12 protein-coding genes and 1 pseudogene are annotated in these 20,739 nt (G+C 49.6%); 3 read left to right on the forward strand and 10 right to left on the reverse strand.

Annotated features, from left to right (window positions below; translation table 11 throughout):
• The first annotated feature begins 54 nt into the window (after positions 1-54).
• Both GL2_RS17165 and GL2_RS17170 read left to right on the forward strand, forming a co-directional pair.
• Positions 55-6,837 (forward strand): RHS repeat domain-containing protein, encoded by a 6,783-nt coding sequence (locus tag GL2_RS17165; RefSeq protein ID WP_143731800.1) that lies wholly within the window; start codon positions 55-57, stop codon positions 6,835-6,837.
• A 1-nt stretch (position 6,838) separates the two neighbouring features.
• Entirely contained in the window at positions 6,839-7,309 is a 471-nt protein-coding gene (locus tag GL2_RS17170; RefSeq protein ID WP_143731802.1) for a hypothetical protein, read from the forward strand.
• Between the two features lie 843 nt (positions 7,310-8,152).
• On the opposite strand, the pseudogene GL2_RS22010 reads toward GL2_RS17170, so the two are convergent.
• Positions 8,153-8,827: pseudogene (locus tag GL2_RS22010) on the reverse strand (IS3 family transposase); the annotation flags it as partial.
• A gap of 653 nt (positions 8,828-9,480) precedes the next feature.
• Here GL2_RS22010 and GL2_RS17180 point away from each other — a divergent pair.
• Complete coding sequence (locus GL2_RS17180; RefSeq protein WP_143731806.1) at positions 9,481-10,137, forward strand: hypothetical protein; 657 nt, start codon at positions 9,481-9,483, stop codon at positions 10,135-10,137.
• A 215-nt stretch (positions 10,138-10,352) separates the two neighbouring features.
• Here GL2_RS17180 and GL2_RS17185 read toward each other — a convergent pair whose 3' ends face one another.
• The 9 genes from GL2_RS17185 to GL2_RS17225 form a co-directional block, all read right to left on the reverse strand.
• Positions 10,353-11,069: a LytTR family DNA-binding domain-containing protein gene (locus GL2_RS17185; RefSeq protein WP_143731808.1), complete on the reverse strand. Its 717-nt coding sequence runs from the start codon at positions 11,067-11,069 to the stop codon at positions 10,353-10,355.
• Positions 11,070-11,072: 3 nt separating this feature from the next.
• Positions 11,073-12,179 carry a sensor histidine kinase gene (locus GL2_RS17190; protein WP_143731810.1) on the reverse strand — a complete coding sequence of 369 codons (1,107 nt, stop codon included), beginning with the start codon at positions 12,177-12,179 and terminating at the stop codon, positions 11,073-11,075.
• 53 nt (positions 12,180-12,232) lie between these two features.
• The gene (locus GL2_RS17195) at positions 12,233-13,672 is read right to left on the reverse strand and encodes a S9 family peptidase (protein ID WP_143731812.1); all 1,440 of its coding nucleotides are present in this window, start codon (positions 13,670-13,672) and stop codon (positions 12,233-12,235) included.
• A gap of 274 nt (positions 13,673-13,946) precedes the next feature.
• On the reverse strand, positions 13,947-15,191 hold the full coding sequence (arsJ, locus tag GL2_RS17200; protein WP_143731814.1) for an organoarsenical effux MFS transporter ArsJ: 1,245 nt from the start codon (positions 15,189-15,191) through the stop codon (positions 13,947-13,949).
• Positions 15,192-15,228: 37 nt separating this feature from the next.
• Complete coding sequence (locus tag GL2_RS17205; protein WP_143731816.1) at positions 15,229-16,257, reverse strand: ArsJ-associated glyceraldehyde-3-phosphate dehydrogenase; 1,029 nt, start codon at positions 16,255-16,257, stop codon at positions 15,229-15,231.
• Between the two features lie 86 nt (positions 16,258-16,343).
• Complete coding sequence (locus GL2_RS17210) at positions 16,344-16,688, reverse strand: metalloregulator ArsR/SmtB family transcription factor (RefSeq protein ID WP_143731818.1); 345 nt, start codon at positions 16,686-16,688, stop codon at positions 16,344-16,346.
• A 19-nt stretch (positions 16,689-16,707) separates the two neighbouring features.
• Positions 16,708-17,127: an arsenate reductase ArsC gene (locus GL2_RS17215; RefSeq protein WP_143731820.1), complete on the reverse strand. Its 420-nt coding sequence runs from the start codon at positions 17,125-17,127 to the stop codon at positions 16,708-16,710.
• Between the two features lie 105 nt (positions 17,128-17,232).
• Complete coding sequence (xthA, locus tag GL2_RS17220) at positions 17,233-18,048, reverse strand: exodeoxyribonuclease III (RefSeq protein WP_143731822.1); 816 nt, start codon at positions 18,046-18,048, stop codon at positions 17,233-17,235.
• Positions 18,049-18,134: 86 nt separating this feature from the next.
• Entirely contained in the window at positions 18,135-20,234 is a 2,100-nt protein-coding gene (locus tag GL2_RS17225) for a carboxy terminal-processing peptidase (RefSeq protein ID WP_143731824.1), read from the reverse strand.
• Between the last annotated feature and the right edge of the window lie 505 nt (positions 20,235-20,739).

The raw sequence follows: 20,739 nt of genomic DNA on the forward strand, positions 1-20,739 counted from the left end.
CTTTCGACTTACTATGTTTCGACCGAGAACCGCTACGCTAAAACTTCTGTCTCTTTGGAGACCGGAGGGGTTACCTGGGGGGAGCATGCATCTGACTCTACGGAAAATGTCAGTTTCCAGAGCCCGAAGTTACCGAAAATAACTACCCGCGATAACAATATTTATTTTGTTGACGAAGAAGGGAGGGGCTATACCAAAGATCCTGGTGGTGCTACAGCTGTGGATAATGCCCTCTCTTGGATAGAAACCAGTCATGAGCTTTCCTATCTCAGTGCGGATGACCCGCGCCTGAAATTTGAGAACCTTGAAGATACTGCAAACCTATCTGCGCTACTGGGGGTCAATGAATATTTCTTAGAAGGAAGTAGCAGAGGAAGTAATCAGGGTTACGTCGAGGAGAGTAGTAAGCATTATTACACTAGCCGTCAAGTGACCCTCGAGAGTGGACGGGAAATTACCGTATTTACCAACCGCATTGAAACAGAAAAGAGGTTACATATCTTTGTGCCTCTGTCCCACAACGGTATCCAGAACGGCTGGCGCGAAGTGGTGATTACCACCAACACCTACAACTATGACATCACCAGCGACTTCCTGCAGGCGGATGACAGTGCCGCGGACAGCGCCCTGGAAGATGCGCAGAACAATCCCCTGAAGGTCATGCCGAGCCTGGACTGGTCGGTGAACGGCAACACCCTGAGTCTCGACAGCAGCGACGTGGCCAGTGTGTTCGGCAACAACACCAAGGTCAAAGTGCTGGCGAAGAATGACAGTGGCCAGGTGGTGATGGACAACACCCAGTATAACTGGAGTGACGGTATGGACATCGCGCTCAACAGCAATGCCGCAGAAGTATCGCTGACGTTCCTGAGTGCAGATGGGCTGGTACTGCATGCAGTGGACCTGTACAGCAACAGCGCCGACAGTTTAAGTGGCAGCGTGGGCCTGCCGGGGGAAGGGGTTGGCCTTGAGCATCTGCCGGAGGTGAATAAGTTCTGGTTGTCCGCCGGTTACCGCTCCTCAAAGCAAGGCAGTGGAGAAAGCTCCCACCTGGAATATAAAGACTCGGTGCGTGTGAAAGAGACTACTTATGAGTTGTCTCCTGGTGACTCGGATGTGATTCCTCAAGTGGAAGCTTACGGAGATGTAACTGTCACTTATTCCAGTGTTCGTATGAGGATAGTAGGCGCTGAACCTTTGCATCGTAAGCCGGGACAGCCTGCCCAATTTATCTATGATGCTAAAGCCGAAGTCACTTTTACTGTTTCCGGACTGAAAGATGCGACTGGAGCAAAAATTAATATTTATGTTGCGGGAGTGGGCTCCAAGTCTGTTGCTGTCACTAATAATGGCACCTATACCGTTGATGGTCCTTGGGATAGCCTTACAGGGACGGAATACCCAGATCGTGATATCACTGTCTCAATGACCACGAATGGTCAAACTTGGGGTATTTCCGATGGGAATGGTACAAAGACCTCCCCGGAGCGGGTTAAGGTCACCGGATTGCCTGATGGCACAGAGTCGATACAGTTCTTCGCCGACGGTATCGCAAAGACAGTCGATGTACCCAATGGCCAGGATTGGGTCTATGTAGATACCTCGGCGATGAACAATAACGCGACTAACCTCGCTTTTGAGATGAGGGCCTACAGTGGCAATAACCTGAGTGGCACAGTCCTTACTGAAATTAAGGGTAATTTTAACAATGCCAGTGGTGGTTCGGTCACAAATCTCACCACTTCAGTGACAAAAACTGTCAAGGATGTCACCTACACCCGCGATAGTGCCTCAACGGGCGACAGCTACACCTCCGTCTTCTACTCCCAGACCGGCCTGTACAACCGCGAGGCCATCCGCAATATCGCCCTGCAACTGACCGGTGCCGCCAACGACGAGACACTGATCGCCCACCACGCCAGCTACAACGCCTTTGGCGAGAACGTGGCGTCGATCGACAACAACGGCAACACCACCCTGTACGAGTACGACCAGCGCGGCAATGTGGTGAAGGAGCTGAAGCCGGAAGCGGACGTCTACACCGAGCAGATGACCAAATTCCGCGCCCACACCGCCACCGAATACGGCGTCAATGCCTTTGGTGAAATGGTGATGGAGAAAGTCGGGGCTGAGGCTGCCGCTGGCGCCAGCAGTGCCACCCGCAGCGCTGTTACCAACTACAACACCCAGCACGAACAGGTGCGCCTGCAGGACTATGAGGCCGGCTTATTGATTGCCAGCCAGGACGGCGAGGGCGATTACGACAGTCAGGTCTACGACCAGGCCGGCAACCTCAAGGGCAGCAGCCAGTTGGTGTACCGCGCCAACGAGCGCGGCAACGGCACCAGTGCACTCTACTACCAGGTGGCCTACCACTACGACGCCAATAACCAACTGGTGCGTATGAACCGCTTCCAGGACAGTTCCCTGGCGATTGACTACGGCTACAGCGCCTCCGGTCGCTACGACGAGTGGGACTACGACGAGTTTGGCAACCGCATCCGCCACCGCAACGCCCTCTACGGCGACACTAACCCTGTGCTCTACGCCAGTTTCAACAGCGGTGGCAGTGTCGGCAGCAGCGGCACCGTCGGCCAGGAGACCTACCGCTACGACGGCATGGGCCGGGTACTGCAGTACAAGAGCTACAACGGCAAGATCACCGACTACGCCTACGCCTGGAGCGATGCGGTGAGCCGTAATGTGCTCGCCGCCACCGGCCAGCAGGCCCAGGGCGCCGCCGATCAAGTGCAGCTGGGGGGGTATATCACCGCCATCGCCAAGTCCGGTATGGGCGGCGTGGTGGACACCGACTGGAACCAGTCCTCCCACGAGGATGTACTCAGTGACGCCGTCGACTACTTCGGCAAAGCCGTCTGGCACGACGACCTCGGCGGCCATCGCATCGAATACGCCTACAACTACGCCGGCTGGCTATCGCGCCAGACCGGCAATACCGCCCTGAGCGGCGACGGCACCTGGGAAGCGCGCAACAACCAGGATATCCGCTACACCTACTACCACAACGGCAACCTGTTCCGCACCTACGACTACGGCAACAACGGCCTTGCCGATGGCGACCAGACCGCCGCCAACAGCGATATCGCCCCCGCCGTCACCGAATACCGCTACGACAAAGCGGGCAACCGCACTGGCGAGCTCTACTACCGCTCCAACGACCTGTACAACAACCTCGGCCGCGTGGTGTACCAGCACAGCAATGCCGTCTACGACGAACAGGGTCGTATCACCAGCATCGAAGGCTACGACGAATACGGCAATGCCTACCAGATCGACTACACCTTCGACGCCTTTAGCAACCGCCGCAGCGTCAGCAGTGTTTACGACGGCCGCTACGTCGACAACCTCGACGGCACCATCGACGGCAAGACGCAATCGTTCTACTACACCTACGACAAGAACAACCGCTTCACCCTCACCCTCGGCGAGTTTGAAAACGGCCAGGTTGTCCTGGGTAAAACCGGCACTGCCATCACCTACAACGGCCTCGACCAGCGCTATCTCGCCAGCCGTGCCAGCGACGGCAGCATCCGCGAGAAGTACGCCTACGACAGCAACGGCCGCCTTACCACCGTGCATATCGACCAGGGCAGTGGCTTTGTTCTGCGCGCCAGCCGCGTCAACAACGACGCCGGCCAGGTCACCGCCTATCACGAGTACGACTCCAAGGGCAAACGGTTCAGCAGCACGGACAATTACTACAACGCCGACGGTATCCAGCTCGGTTATCAGACCACCCGGTACGACGAAAACGGCATGGCCACCAATGAGGTGACCCGCAGCCGCAACACCTTCCTCGGTGACGGCCAGACGGTGGATACCACCGTCACCAGCGCCTATTCCGAAGACGACGGCGCCGCCCCCACGGTCACTACCCTGCACAACTCCTACGAAAAGTGGGACACCTACAAGACCAAGTCCGTGTGGATTAAAGCCGAGAATAAAGACCTGCATCCCAAGCAGCGTAAAAGTTGGGAGAACGGCGAAGCCTTCTACACCTACGACTCCAATGGCCATATCCGCCGCGTCTACGACGTGGAAGGTCAGCGCGCCATCGCCTACGTCACTGACAAGGAAGGGCGCACCCTGGTGCGCGAAGAGATCAACGACGACGGCCAGAACAGCTACGGCCGCGAGATGCGCCACTTCTACTACTTCAACGGCCACGCCGTCGGCGATGTGGGCAACGACCAGGTACCCAGCCGCTACGACTACGTCAAAGCCCTGGCCCAAGCTGAAGGAGCAGGCAATCGCCACTCCCACAGTAACGGCGACCACGTACAGGCGGTGCAATCGGCGGACTTCGACCAGAACTACCAGCCGATCAACCCCAACTATCCCACGGCCAGCTACTCCAGCTTCGAAGCCCAGGGCGGAGAGACCCTGCAGAGCGTCGCCGCCATGGTCTGGGGCGACTCGAGCCTCTGGTATTTGCTCGCCGACGCCAACGGCATGAAGGGCGACGAGGTACTGACCAAAGGCCAGCGTCTCGAACTGCCCAATGTGGTTACCAATATCCACAACAACAGCGATACCTTCCGCCCGGTAGACGGCGCCCTGCAGATGGGGGATACCGCCCCGACCCTGCCGGATGTACCGCCGCCACCACAGGTGGATGATGGTGGCTGTGGTGCGCTGGGTATGATCCTGGTGATTGTGGTTGCGGTAGTGGCCACGGTGTTGACAGCAGGTGCTTTCGCTGCGGCTGCCGGCGCTAGCATCGGCGGTATGATGACGGCGGGCGCGAGTGCTATTGCCACTGGTAGTCTCGGTTTTGGGGCCGCATTTGTGGCGGGTGCCGCGGGCTCGATTGCCAGCCAAGTAACTGCGATGGGCCTAGGGATGCAGGAGGACTTTAGCTGGAGCGATGTGGCTATAGGAGGCTTTACCACGATGGCAACGGTGGGTGCGGCCGGCTACCTGAACGGAATTGACAGCTTCACCAAAGTGGTCGACGGGGTGAGTAAGCTCAACTGGGCTGGCTCAGCGCTCCTCGGCGCGAGCAATGTGGTTAGCAGCTACGGCATCAACAAAGCGTTTAATAAGGATGTGAGCTTTAGCTGGCGCAACGTGGCCACCTCTGCGGTTACCTCCGGTGTTGCTTCGGGACTAACGGAAGGTTTTTCACAAACCAGTGAATCGGGAGTACTCGGTGGAGTTCTGCAAGCTGGAGGCTCAATCGGAGCCGACGTGGGCCGAGAGCTGACCAGCGCCCTGATCAACGAGTCAGTGCAGAGTGCTATCTGGGGTGACAGTTTTGACTGGGGTGGTGTGGCAATTGCCACTGCTGCCGGAGTCGCTCAAAGCTCGATCAAGCGCTTAGGTGGTGATGGTGAGCCGGTTGCCGGCGGCGGTCTGGATGCGGGTTCAGTTACTAGCAATGAAAAAACCAGTACTGGAGAACAACGTCTTACTGAACAGTTCAGTAGCTCAACAAGCAATATAACTTCCAGCTGGTCAGGACAGGAATTGGTGGTGACTGCTAGCCAAAGTGGTATTTGGGGCAGTGAAAAGGACTACTGGTCTAACAGTTCGGTGATCCAGCGGAATACGCAAGTGATGATGCACTCCGCCGGTTTTAATAGCCGGCTAGATGCAAAGCTGGCGAATTATGAAGCACGCACGATACAGGCCAGGGCCGGTTTACAGGCTGTTTGGGATGACTTCCATGCAGGTGTTGCAGCGTCTGCAGCGAATACGCATTTTGCGAGTGTGGGGGGGACTGATTTTTCTGAACAGGTTGCGTCTTTTAATAGTTACTCTACTTGGCGCGAAGGTGAAATAGCCCGTTTCAATAGTGAATGGGCGGGCGCCAATGGCGGCATCCGTATGCTCGGAGAGTTGTCGGCTGCTGTCTGGGGTGCCTATGAAAGCTTCGGCCGTACGGTTGAATATGGTTTTGGGCTCACTGGCGCTTTAGGCAGTGATATCCAGTCTGCGAATTGGGAAAGCTTCACCGATGGTCTGGTAGTCGCCGGCAAGTTAACAGCCGGGGTTGCCCTACAGAGATACGCTCCGGAGCACGAGTACGCTCAATTTGCCAGGGAAACTCTGGTTAATGGTGCGGTGACGTACAAAGATTCGGTCGTAGCTACCTATGAACGGTCTGGCCTAGCCGGAGCGATAGGTAAGGTGGGTGGCGATATCGTTGGCGGTGCCGTGGTGAGTATTATCACCGGTAGTGGGTCCGTTAGCTCGGTTCGTCATGTCAGCTTGGCCGGAGGGCAGATGCTTGAAAATGCGCTTACCAGAACCTCAGGTGGTAGAATGGCAGCGCAGTGGGGGGCTGTTGGGGACTTGGAGACTAATCCGCTTAGGGCTGGAGGTGTTCCAAACTTACGAAGTGCGTATTCTGGAAGTGTTTACGATTCAGGTTTCGTAGGGCCTGTAGACTGGGTTACATTCTATCGGGGTGAAGGTACTCCAAATACCCAATTCTTATCATCTCTTGCTCAAGAAAAAGGTATTGGTGCATCAAGAGCAAGCTTTTTAGATGCTAAAGCCAATGGTACTTTAGATAACCTTTTTGATACTCATGGTAATGTTGGTAGCCAAGGTCTTCCAACTATTGGGGTGACGAAAGATCCTGTAGTGGCTGAGTACTTTGCAAAAGGGCCTAATGGGAAAAATTTAGAACCGACTGTAACTGAGTTTAGAATGCAGCGGCATGAGTTTGATGCCCAAGCAATGAGAAACTATGAAAATAGGAGAGATGTCTTTGACATCAATTTGAATATTGGTCGTCAAGAACAAGAGTTTCTGTTTAATACGGAAATTCCTTCTGAAGCCTTGGTGCGACAATGGTTGGTAAAATAGTATGAACGATAATATCCGGCTGAAATGGGAGCCTTTAAATAGGACTCCTTTGGATGAAATTGAAGTACAGTTAAGTGAATTCTTTGCAGATAAAAGTACAGGTGTAACTATTTTAAAAAATGGTACTCTGCTTTTTATAGATGATGAGGGAAATAGTGTTGAGAATGCTAAAGAAGCTATGAATGAAGCTCGGTTCATCTTAGATTTTAGAGTCGCTCCTATAGGTGATGAAGCTTTTCTTGTAGTGTTACACAGTGCTATTGCTGTTTATGTTAGCAAAGAAGAATTTGAATCAGTAAAGGATGAAGTGAAGGCTAGAATTTCAGAGCTAAGGTTTCCTAGTGAAGAACATATTGTGCCTAGTGGCTGGTCTGAAAATGACTATCTTGTTGGAGTATATGGTAGAGGGAAGCTTCAATTCGATGCATATAATTTTGAATATCACAAAAGACTAGAGTTTGGTAATAAATAAGCTGTTGTTCCAAACAGTTCAATTTCTGCTGCCCAGATAGAAGAGATTGCAGGAATAAATGCCTCTGGCGTTAAAGCTCAACGAATTCTCCCCGGCACTAATGGCAAGGTTGCAATTATTGGTCGTAATATGGGTGGTCGAAAAGAGAAGAAATTCTGGACACCCATAGATTAGAGAAAGGCGCCAGCAGCGTTGCTGGCGCTAGTCCCAGTGGCTATTCCTTTCTGCTTTATAGTTAAGGGGACATGAAATGCTGCATATCTATGCTTGGGCTTAGAAAAACTGTGACTTTGGAGAAAAAGTGGAAAGTAGTATCGAGAGAATGGGTGAGAACTAGCAGGGTGCGGCAGAAAGGTGACGTCGACAGTCGCCTATGTCGTGTACCCAGCGGTTATCGAGCTGCCTGCAAGCTTGTCGTACAGCCGCCGCTTACTCCTCAAAGCCTTTAAAGTGACATTTAAATTTTCGTCTGAAGATAAAGCCAGTATTTGGGTGAGTCGCTTAGCCATATAGAATAGGGGAGGTGTCTTCGGCAATAAAACCTCACCTTTTGGGAACCAAATACCACCCCCCCCCAGCCCACCACTCCAAATAATGACCGAAAAGCAAAAGAATCGCGCCACTGGATTTAGTGGCTATCTCCTTCTTGTCGGAGATGGTAAGCAGAATGAAGAATAGGGGGCGCTGCAACCAGGGTTGCATGAGCAATAAAAAATCGGTCAAAAAAATCTGATATCGATTGGCTTAGTTTGGAAATAAAAAGCAAAAAAGCCTGTATAACGAACTAGTCAGTACCCGACTGATTATAAATGCATAAACAGATCAAGCCACGGTGATGGAGGCGTAGCCAAGAGGCGGTATCCATTCACTTTTCAGGCTACGAAACAGTCTTTCCATAGGTGCATTATCCCAGCAGTTTCTGCGATGGCTCATATTCTGAGTCATCCGGTAGCGCCATAGCCGCTGTCGGATCTTACGGCTTGCGTTGATCCGAGTGGAACATGACGCCTGCCGGCTGACCGCGTTGCTCCCAGGCCATTTCTAGCGCCATTACCACCAGAGCTGAGTCCGGCTGCGCTGAGATTGCCCACCCAACAATACGACGTGTATACAGGTCTATCACTGTAGCGAGATAGCACCAACGTGAACCGGCCCAGACATACGTAATATCACCACACGAAACTTTATTTGGCTTCTCCACATTGAACTCGCGATTAAGCGCATTCGGTATATCCGGTCGCTCGCCGGTTGCCTTTTTGTATTTGTAATGGCCAGATTGTTCGCAGGTCATTCCAGCCTCGCGCATTAGGTTACGGGCTTTGTAGCAGCCAATATAATTCCCTGCCGATTGGGTAGCCCAACGACAATTCGGCTTCCCGCAGGACTACGGCTACGATGAAAGACCTCGTTGACCTTGGCCCGAAGCTGAGCCCTGGACGCGTCAATAACGTTCTTCCTATTCTTGTAATCGTAGTAGCATGATCGAGGCAGCTCAAACACTTCACAGACCAATTTCACGGGCTACTGCTCGCTTAACAGGCGGCGACTTTACCACCTAAATTGGTGTCCGGGTTTAGTAGACCACTACACTTTTTATTGTGCCTGTAGCGATGCAGAACCGTAGAGGAGACGGTGTTTGGCAGGTAAAAGGAGTGATTAGGTTTATATTCATCACTGATTTTATTATGACCACCCTAAATAGAATGCTGGCATTTTGCTACTTTTTTAGTTTTAAAGCGATAATGCAATCTTGCTTATGGCGCATATGTAAATTGGTCAACAATGCCCACCCGGAAGAAGGTGGACTATTAATTTTCTTGAAGAAATATCTGAATTATTTATAGCGCTCTGAGGGGGTTGTCGGATTTAGGAGGTAGTTTGTAGTATGGCTTTTGCTCGTTTTTAAGAATTTATGCTATTGCCTTTAAGGCCCGAGTAGCGCTGCAGTCAGACATATCATATCGCTGCCAACCAAAGATTGCATTGACTTCTGGTTATTCAGAAGCTCCTTTAAACTACTTTATTTAGATAGGCAGGCTAAAATGTATTCTGGTTTTGCTTGTAAAGATGGCACTTATAAGCTTATTGACTTATCTTCTAATAAGTGGGTTGTATTCGATGTCATAAGGAGGTGTATAGCGCCTTGATCACTGTTTTCAATAGGTGTCCAAATGATCAAACTCACAGATATACCTGCCGAGCAAACGGCGGCTGTAACAGATCTAATTCTGGTTGCCTTGGCTGTTTTGGGTGTTCTATATCTGAAAATAGTTGTAAAGGTGCCAAGTTGGCGGCGTACAATATGGAAAAATTTTTTCTACCTTATGTTTATAGTTTGTATGCTTGGAGCGGTAGTTCATGGGTTTGATCTTCTAGACTCGACGCGCTTGCACTTGTGGCATATCTTGTTTTTTTTCCTCGGTTTTTTTCTGATGTCTTTTACCCTGGCCATCATCTGCGACCTTCATAGCGAGGAACTCTCAAAAAAAATATTACCTTATCTTATGTTGGCGGGAGTAGGGTTCTTTATTTTCGCTATAAGTATACCTAATGGTTTCTTTGGGTTTGTGGTTTACCAGTTCTTGATCATGATCCCGGTAATAGTTGGCTACACCAGATTAGCCTTTAAGCAAAAACATGGGGCGGCATTATGGATGGTGGCGGCTGGGATTTTTTCCATGATTGCGGTGCTCTTCCAGGTCAATACCAATCTTCAATTTACATTTATCTGGACTTTTGATCACAATGGTATTTACCATCTTGTTCAGTCTGTAGGGGTATTACTGTTCATAGTTTGGCTAATGGTATCTTTCAAGGGGGAACAATAATTCCTTTAAAGAGCGGCAGTATGTCTATAAAGGGTTACTTGGCGAAGCCCTACAGCTATTGAATAGCTATTCAGGGGCTCCTTAAAAGAAAGGTGAGTGTGTAATTGGTGGCTTAATATGATATCAATATGACCGACCCTAATTTTCTTATGCTGAGCCTTAAATAGTTTCGGCGTTACGAGCCCGCTTTAACATATTGATGTATCGATAAACAGCTAAAAACTTAACATTTCCCGCAGGCGACTGGCGGGGCGCCTGGCAACCTCTACTTCTTTTCCATCAGTCATAGTTATGAGTAGCCCATTATTAACCCATGGTTGAATATCTTTGATGAAGTTGAGGTTGATGATTTGTTGTCGGTTCACGCGGAAAAAGGTTTCCGGGTTTAGGCGTTGTTCAACTTTAACCAATGATTTATAGATAAAAGCCTTATCATTATCAAAGAAGACCTGAGCATGATTGCCACAGTTTTCAAAGTATCTTATACGTCCAAGCTCAATAAGCCAGCAGCGCTCACCGTCTTTAATAAAGATCTTATTGTCAGTGTTTAAATAAGTCTCCTGATCGGAACTGGCAACTGGTGAGGTGTCACTTAGGACCTTATTGACAGCCCGCTTTAATTTTTCAGAATGGATTGGCTTTAGTAGATAGTCCAGGGCGTTTACGTCGAAGGCCTGAATTGCATATTCATCATAGGCTGTTGTAAAAATAATTTGAGGAATAGTGTCCAGTTGTTCAAGTATATCAAATCCGCTGCCATCGGGGAGGTTGATATCCAGAAAGATTAAATCTGGCTGTTCTTTTGAAATCAGTGCAATGGCTTGTTCGCAATTCTCAGCTTCTGCAACCAAATTTATATGCTTGTGAGGCTTAAGTAACTCTCTTAGTTCATTACGAGCGAGTCGGGAGTCTTCAACGATAATTGCTTTCACTAATTATACCGCCAGTTGTAAAGAAGAGGTGGGAATGTAACATTGGGCGACAACTAGTGGACCTTGCTGTTGTAAATTAAATGAAGCTTTATTTTCATACTGTAGATATAGGCGTTTTTTAATGTTGATTAATCCAAGTCCCGTATTTGTGGTTTCCTGTTTGTCCAGTTTTACTAATTCAGAGTTCGTGTTTTTTAAGGTGCCGGGATTCGTTACAGTGATCGATATATGGTCTTGCTCTTTGAGAATTTTTATCAGTAGCTCTCCCCCTGTCTTGGATCTATCGATTCCATGGCGTACTGCATTTTCAACAAGTAACTGAATTAAAAGTGGAGGGATTGGTTCTCCCATTAAAGTTGGATCAGCTTCCAGGTTAAAGCATAGACGATCTTCATATTGTATTTTTAAGAGTTCAGCGTATTGGGATACAATTTCCAGTTCATCCCTTAATGGTACAGTTTTATGTTTGTGAGCAATTAGCGTATAGCGTAACAAGTCAGAAAGATTAGTTAGCATCTCTCTGGATTTTGTGGCGTCTTCAAGGATTAGTGCACGGATATTATTTAGTCCATTAAAAAGGAAGTGGGGATTGAGTTGGCCCATTAGGGCACTCATTTTGACTTCATTTAGCTGCAGTTTGAGCTGTATAGCTTCTTGTTCAGCTTTGTGTAATTGGTCTTTATTAACAGTTGTAATGTAAATAAAAGTCCAGGCGATCTTAAGAAGGACAAGGAAAAGCCAGTTGTCAAGAACGGCTCCCCAGAAAGATGGCGGAACCGCGTATCCAGCACGGGTGTAATAAACATATACGAAGCCAATGGCAATAAAGGCGCATATGAACCCAAGAGAAATTGAAGTGACGAGGAAATATATCCACTGCTTACGCCAGTTTGTATTGATAAGATCGAAGCGATATATAATTTCACGGATGAATAGAGTAGAGAAGCCAAGGGTTATTACTACAGTCGCTACTTGTATGGCATTTTTTTCAATATTGTGCTGGGTAAGTAATCCAAGTGAAAAAGTATTCACCAAAGCGAATATTAACCAGCCACCAAAGTGACAGGTCAAAAATTTTGCTGTTGGAGTAGGGGATTTCAGAAACTTCATAAAATTTTACATATTGACAATGCAGCTCCTTAATCAGGAGCCGCATTTTACACCTAAGGATTTAAGCCAAAGCGCTCGTTTAACCATGAAGACATTATCTTCAGGGCTTTTGGAGAGAAGCTTTCCTCTATTTCAGCATATTCAGAAGAGGAACCTTTCTTTGCTGTTTGAAACATGTGGTTCATTTGTTTGAGCTCAAAAATTTGAAAGTCGGGGTGATCTATGTTACTTAAAACTCTATGCATATTGTTCAAATTCATTTTTGCATCGACTTGAAAATCCAGGGAGCCGTTGAGGGCCAGTAACGGGGCCTTTGTGTGCTCCAGATAGGGCTCGGGATTAAATTTGAGGAAATATCGAAACCAAGGTGTAGAGTATTGCTTCTTCAGTTGTTCAACTTTTGCTTCCAGTTTATGATTCTGGTTGTCCTCGAGTCTGGCGCTCTTGAGGAGCAGTTGGTGAATCTCATTGCTGATAACTTCGTTTTCCTCTAGCTGGCCAATCAAGCTGAAAATCTCTTCGTCTAACTCGCGGAGTTTTTCCAGTTTCTGATCTTCTAAGCCATTAAATTTTCGATCTCGATACCACTGATCTACAAGTAGTTCGGGTATTTTAACACCTGGGCCGGCAAGTAAAATGGCAAATGCGATATCATCACGTTTACTGGCAACCATGGGGGCGATCATACCACCTTCGCTGTGACCAATTAAGCCAATCTTGTTACTGGGAAGATCGCTGCGGCTGTTCAGGTAGTCAACGGCTGCACTGACATCTGTGGCAAAATCTTCACTGGTTGCAGTAAAGAAATTACCAGTAGACTCGCCAATTCCTCGATCATCATAACGTAATACAGCATACCCTTGCCGTGTTAGATAATCGGCGATAACTGCAAATGGCTTATGTCCAAATAGTGTTTCATCACGATCCTGAGGCCCAGAACCACTAATAAGGATTGCAGTTGCCTTAATTTTAGTTTTGGGTTTTGTAAGTGTTCCAGACAAGACGATATTGGCATTTTTATTTTTAAAGTTCACTTCTTCGACTGCGTACGGAAAGGGGCTCTTAGGTATCTGGGGACGGTTCTTGTTTTTGTTTTTATCGCCCGCAGATGCCCTTCTGAAATTTAGGGGTAGAGGCTTTTCCCGATTGAAAGTACCAAAGATTAGGTCAACGTCGGTATTGTAAGCACCCTCGTACTTGATACCCAAGTCCTCTACTTCGAAAGTGATACTGTTGCCTTTTACATTGAGCATGGATGTTTCTATTCCATATTTCTCCTGGGATGTACTATCCATTGCGCCTGTCCATTTGCCATTTTCTTGATCAATATGAATAACTATTGGTAATGTTTCGTCGTCATCTAGCTGGAGGGTTGCCTTCCATTCGCCATTGATGCTACCAGCCACTGCAGCAGTGGAAAATAAACCTGTTGCAAAGAGAAGAGATTTCAATCCTGATCTAACGCCATTTATTCCGATTTGTAGAAGCTGCATAAAAAGTATTCCCTGTGTTATTGCATTGGTTGAATGGCATTTTAGGGACAGATCTTTTTTCTGTGATAAAAATAGGATGGAAGGCTCAGGCAGCTGTTGAACGGTAAGAAGAGGGAGATGGGGAGCCTGAGCTAATGTCTTTATATTACCTGGAACACTTTGCCCTTTATTCTTAGATTGCCATTAGGTGCTGTTAACTACTACTTTGAGGACTTAGTTTTGTGATGGACATTGGGGGTAGCCGGTTTGCAGAAGTTAAAAGCAGTACAGCTGTTTAGCTGACAGCAGGAGCGGTAGGATTGCTATCTATCCCATGTTTGGGCAGCGCCAGAGAGATCAATGCTGTTGCCAATAAGAATATGGAGGAAACCACTAAACACATCTCCAGCCCAGCTATCTGGAATAACCAACCTGACAATAGGGTCCCCAGCAGTCGCCCCATGGCATTCGCCATATAGTAGAACCCGACATCCATCGACACTCCATCCTCACGTGCATAGGAGACAATGAGATAACTATGCAGAGAGGAGTTGACCGCAAATACAACGGCAAAGGCCAGTAACCCAACCAAGGTTGTGAGTAGGGGATGAACTCCAAAGTGTAGTGCCAGGGCAATCATTGCCGGAATCAAGGCCAATACAGCAGCCCAGGACATCGTAGCTTTGCCGTCGGGCACCGTAGAGGATATGCCTGCTGTGATTTTTGGTGCTGTTGCTTGCACAATGCCATAGCCGATCACCCAGGCTGCCAGAAAGGCTCCCACCTGCCAGTGGCCCCAGCCAAATTGGTTTGAAAGGAAAATTGGCAGGGCGATAACAAACCAGGTATCGCGGGAGGCAAATAGGAACAACCGTGCTGCTGCGAGGACGTTTACTGCGCGACTCTTGGAGAATACATCGCGAAATCGACTCTTGGCCTTGGCTTTGCCCAGCTCTTCGCGTAGAAATTTTGTGCTCAGTACCCATACTATTGCCAGGCCCACAGCCATAAGCAGAATTGCTCCGCGGAATCCCATTAGTGCGAGCAGAGCCCCTCCCAGGAAAAACCCTATCCCTTTAAGGGCATTCTTTGAGCCGGTAAGCAGGGCTACCCACCGGTAGAGCGCGCCTTGGGCCCCGGTGGGAAATAACAATTTGATAGCGCTTTTCGCGCTCATTTTATTGAGGTCTTTGGCAATCCCAGAAAAGGCCTGGGCGGCCATCACCCAGGCCACGGAGAGAAGGCTTGATGGCACCAGCAGCATCGATAAGGCAAGCACTTGTAGTGCAAGCCCCATATTCATTGTGCGATTGAGACCGAGAAAGGCGCCCAGCCAACCACCAACCAAGTTGGTAACCACCCCGAAGAACTCATAAAAAATAAAAAGCAGGGCAATTTCCAGGGGAGCGTAGCCGAGGTTGTGGAAATGCAGCAACACCAGCATGCGCAACGCGCCATCGGTCAGGGTGAACGACCAATAGTTACCGGTAACCAGCAAATACTGGCGGACGGAGGAAGGCAAAGAAGTGAAAAACTGCATTGAACTCAATCTTGTTACTACTGTGATATTAGAGAACTCAGGATCCAGATAGGCTTGCTTGGCGATCTATGTTTCCGATCATCCTGGCAAGTTCCGCTGTACGATTGGCATAACCCCATTCGTTGTCATACCAGGTATAAATTTTGACCTGAGTACCATTGACCACCATGGTGGAGAGGGCATCGACAATACTTGAGCGGGGGTCGGTCTTGTAATCCACTGATACCAGCGGGCGCTCTTCATAACCGAGGATATTTTTCAACTCCCCTTCAGATGCGTCTTGCAAAAACTGATTGACTTCCTCGGCACTGGTTGGGCGTTCAACCTCAAATACACAGTCTGTCAATGAGGCGTTGGCGAGGGGGACACGGACAGCGTGGCCGTTCAGCTTGCTAGTCAGTTCAGGAAAAATCGCAGTGATTGCCGTGGCTGACCCAGTAGTGGTCGGGATTAGGCTGGCTCCGCAGGCCCTGGCGCGGCGAAGATCTGCATGGGGAGCGTCGAGAATAGTCTGTGTATTAGTGATGTCGTGAATAGTTGTGATAGAGCCATGTTTGATACCCAGTTTTTCATGAATCACTTTCACGACTGGAGCAAGACAGTTGGTGGTGCATGAGGCGGCGGTGGCTATTGGGTGTTTGGCTGGATCGTAAATGTGCTGATTCACTCCCAGGACAATATTGGGTACGCCAGCATCTTTCACCGGAGCGGAAACAAGCACTCGTTTAACACCTTGGTCGAGATACCCTTGCAGAGCCGTAGAGGTCTTCATTTTACCTGAGGCTTCGACAACAAGATCGCAACCGCTCCAATCGGTATCCGAGATTGCGGTATTTGCACTACAGAAGACCTGCTTGCCTTCAATTTCAATGGATCGATCTGTTGATTTGGCATTGTGGTGCCAGCGTCCATGGACAGAGTCGAAGTTCAGGAGGTGAGCCAGTGTATGGGGATCTCCAGCGGGGTCATTGATTTGGATAAATTCCATTTCCGGCCAGTCCCATGCCACACGTAATACGAGACGGCCGATACGTCCAAATCCGTTGATTCCGACTTTTATAGTCAACTTTCTTCTCCTGGCATTTCTGTATATATGAAAAATCGTATATATACAGGTAAAATTTTACAGTTGTGTGAGCATTATTCAGGCCATTAACAGCATAGGCTGGCGCGCAGGGGCCTCTCGCCCATCTGGATCAGGTTCTGTAAATCCTCTGCGATGAAATGCCGGTTTGCCTGTAAGGTGTCTTGAAGAATGGCTTTTGACCAATCACCCAAAGCAGGGTTGATACGATAGAAAATCCACTGCCCCTGACGCCGGTCCTGTAATAAGTCCGCACTGCGTAGAAGGGCCAGGTGTCTGGATATCTTTGGCTGGCTGAGATTGAGCGCTGCAGTCAATTCGCACACGCAAAGCTCACCCTCATGAGCAATGAGTAAAAGAGTACGCAAGCGAGTATCATCAGCCAGGCACTTATAAAACTGAACTGGGTTCAAGGCTTTCCCCAAATTCCTATTATGCCGCCTTGGCGACTTTGGTTAGCACCAAGGTCAACAACTTGATGCGTGTACTCAACTCTCTTACTGTTGTGTAAAAGGGCCTGAAGCAGCGGCGCTCAGCCGGGTCCTCAAAATCCCATGCGATTACTTTGCCGTGTCCGGGTGAGGGCACATACTCCTTGTGGCTTTTGTCACATAGGGTAATTACCAAGTCAAAATACTGGTCTGATACTTCGTCCATGCTCTTTGAATGGAGCCCCTTGATAGGGATCCCAAGCCGCTTTAGAGCTCGGATTGCCCGAACGTCCACCGGCTCAGGGCTGGTTCCAGCACTTTCCACTTCAAAGAAATACCCTGAGTAATAGCGCAATAGGGCCTCGGCAATAATTGAACGAGCCGAGTTTCCAGCACAGACAAAAAGAACGCGCTTCTTCAAATCGACTCTCCAGCTGGCCTTACTTACCCTAACCATTATATATGGAAAACCGTATATTCATAGAGGTAAAAAACCGGGAGTATCTCCCGGTCTTACGCTGAATGGCTAGAGCTTGAACTCAGTCCAGACCGGTGCATGGTCTGAAGGTCGCTCCATAGCGCGGATGTCATAGTCCACACCGGAGGCAACACACTTCTCCACCAGTGGATTGCTGGCCATGATCAGGTCGATGCGTAGGCCGCGTTTGGGATCGCGGTCAAATCCACGGCTGCGGTAGTCGAACCAACTATATACATCGTCAGTTTCTGGATTGAGGGCACGGAAGGTATCCACCAGGCCCCATGCTTCGATTTTCTGCAGCCACTCACGCTCTTCCGGTAGGAAGCTGCACTTGCCGTCACGCAGCCAGCGCTTGCGGTTGGGCTCTCCAATTCCAATATCAAGATCGCTTGGGGAGATATTCATATCTCCGATCACCAGCACTGGTGCACTGGGTTTGCAGGTGGTTTGCAGGTAGGTGTCCAGGTCTGCGTAGTACTTCCTTTTCGCCGGGAACTTCATTGGATGCTCACGGTTTTCCCCCTGCGGGAAGTATCCATTAATCACGGTAAGTGGCTCCGGGCCGCCGATATCGAATTTACCCATCACCATACGGCGCTGCGCATTATCGTCATCGCCGGGAAAACCGTACTCACGATCGACAAAGGGAAGACGTGAGAGCAGGGCAACACCGTAGTGGGTTTTCTGACCAAAGTAGATGAGCTCATAACCCAGGTCCCGGATAGCATCCACCGGGAAATCCTCATCGGTTACTTTAGTTTCCTGTAATCCGATGATGTCCGGTTTATGGGTATCTACCAGCGTCTGCATTTGATGCAGGCGTGTACGTATGCTGTTGACGTTAAAGGAAACGACTTTCATTTATCCCCCCAAAAATAAAAAAGGCCGGGCTTGCCCGACCTGATGTTCCTCGTGGATGGGGTGCGTATCGCACACCCCGTCACATATTAGAAGTTGGCGACTTGAGGCGGAGCCTTGCTAGCCTTGGTGGCCAGCCCGATAAAGTCCGCCATTATATAGCCGGCTTCATTCAAGATTGGATCTTTTTCCAGCTTGATTTCAACAGGGCCACCAATGGCTGCCACATCTTCTGACTCGCTTTCCTCGTAAGCCTCAAAATCCTTGTAAGGTTCCAAGCCTTTAGCATTACGGCGACGGTTTTCCATGGAAAGCAGGCGCTGGTTTACGTTCTCACGTTCCTGCTCGCGCATCACCTCATTGAGGGAGAGGTACTTCTTGTCTGAACGCTCACTTTCGAACTCGAACTGGTTGCGTAGGAATATGAAATCTGGATCAGACGCTGTGCGCTTGGTGTGCTTGGTCACCAGGCTGGGAATCAGCGTCTTCAAGTTGAAGTACTTGGCGTGAGGCACTGCGTGGATACGATCCCAAGGCAGGGCGGTATCGTAGGCGCTCTCACCAACGCTCTCCGCGTCGATGAGTTGCGGCATGGGAATGTCCGGCTTAACCCCGGCGTGCTGGGTGCTGTCACCAGATACACGGTAGAACTTGGATTGGGTGATCTTCAGCTGACCTTCCTTCAGGGGGGCCATAGTCTGCACAGTGCCCTTACCAAAGGATTGGTTACCGACAACCAGACCGCGATTGTAGTCCTGGATGGCGCCGGCAAAAATCTCAGAAGCGGAAGCCGACAGGCGATTGATCAATACCATCAGTGGGCCACGATACATAGCGCGTGACCGGGATCGATTGTGGCGCGAAATTTGCTCGTTGGCATGGCGTATCTGCACTACCGGGCCCTGGTCGATAAACAGGTCGGTTAGCATCGTTGCCTCTTGCAGGGAGCCGCCGCCGTTGTTGCGAAGGTCGAGAATGATGCCATCGACATCCTCTTCTTTCAGTTCGCTTAACAGTCTGGCGACATCGCGAGTGGTGCTCTTGTAGTTGGGATCGCGACGGCGGTAGGCATCGAAGTCTATATAAAAGGTCGGCAGATTGATTACGCCGATCTTGTAGCTCTTTTTGCCATCGGAAAATTCGAATACGGCTTTCTTAGCCGCCTGATCTTCCAGCTTCACTTTGCTGCGCTTAATCAGGATGGTTTTGTGGGTGCCGTCACCACCGGTAGGGATGGTTTCGAGGCGCACAAAAGTGCCAGCCTTACCGCGAATCAGGTCTACCACGTCGTCCAGGCGCCAGCCCACGACGTCGACCATTTCACCTTCTTTATCCTGCCCAACACCTACGATTTTGTCGTTCGGCTTCAGCTTGCCAGTGCGGTCAGCCGGACCACCAGCAACCAGGCGGGCGACTTTGGTGTACTCCTCGTCAGCTTGCAGTACAGCACCAATACCCTCCAGGGAGAGGGACATGCTCATATTGAAGTTTTCCAGAGAGCGTGGTGACAGGTAGTTACTGTGCGGATCATAGAGACGTGTCAGTGAGTTCATGTAGAGCTCAAACACATCATCGCTGTTCTGCTGCTCGAGGCGTTTCTTCTGACCTTTATAGCGGCGCTCCAGAAGATCACGTATCTCTTCATCGGTCTTGCCGGTAAGGCGCAGGTTCAGGACGCTGCTCTTCAGGCGCTTGCGCCACAGATCGTCAGCAGCGCTGATAGATTTGGGCCACTCACTTTTCTCGCGATCAAGCTCCAGTGACTCATCGCGAGTGAAGTCAAAAGCGGGCAAGCCTTTCTCCAGCTGGGAGAGGATATTCTCAAGGCGATCGCCCATGCGCAGGCGGAAGCGATTGTATATCTCAAAGCCGGCTTTCACATCGCCGGCACGTAGTTGGTCGTCCATCCTGGTTTGCCACTCGCGAAACTCAGTAATGTCCGAGTTGAGGAAGTAGCTCTTGGTGGGGTCCAGAGCATCAATGTATTCATTCCACAGGTCTTCTGACATTTCGTCTCCGACCTTGATCTTGTTGTAGTGCAGCATCTCAAGCTTGCTGACTATTTCCCTGGCAGTGCTGCCCTGGTCCTTTTCTGGGGCCAGGCTTTCATTCTCTGCCAGAGCGGTTGTGGAAAGCAGGCCAATGACCAAGAAGCCGGAAAATAGTGCGGCGATCCGATTGCTAAGCATAGGGAGTCTCTTTATACGTCCTACTTCATAGGAGGCCGGCCCTTATGGCTCGGCGACCTATAGCTTAGGACAAGTATAAAGGCTGAAAGCTCCTATGGGCATGAAATACCTCTAATCAGAGATGGATCCTTCCCGCTTTGGGTGGATTTAGCAAAATGAATTTCTATTTATGCTGTCGCTTAGGGCATTTCTTCTCAATTATGAGCGACAGATATGTATGGTCACCATAAATTTTTACGCCACCAACTCTAGATTGACTTGCAGGTCAGGCTTTTTGAGGGCTGAGGTGGGTGGATTTTGGTCAAAGCCCAACCTGGAGTGCAGGCAGTAAGCAAATGCGGCAGGGAGAGGCCTCAGTATGATAGCTATCGTCCTCCCAGTGCCTTTCCTTTGTAGCTCAACTTCACGCCGACGTGGCTTTGATAACTGTGTACGATTTTACACACCACGTTTATGTGCGGGCGGTGGGGCCATGACTTCTAATGGGTGTAGCCCGTTACGGATG

The organism is Microbulbifer sp. GL-2, from assembly GCF_007183175.1.
Taxonomy (GTDB): domain Bacteria; phylum Pseudomonadota; class Gammaproteobacteria; order Pseudomonadales; family Cellvibrionaceae; genus Microbulbifer.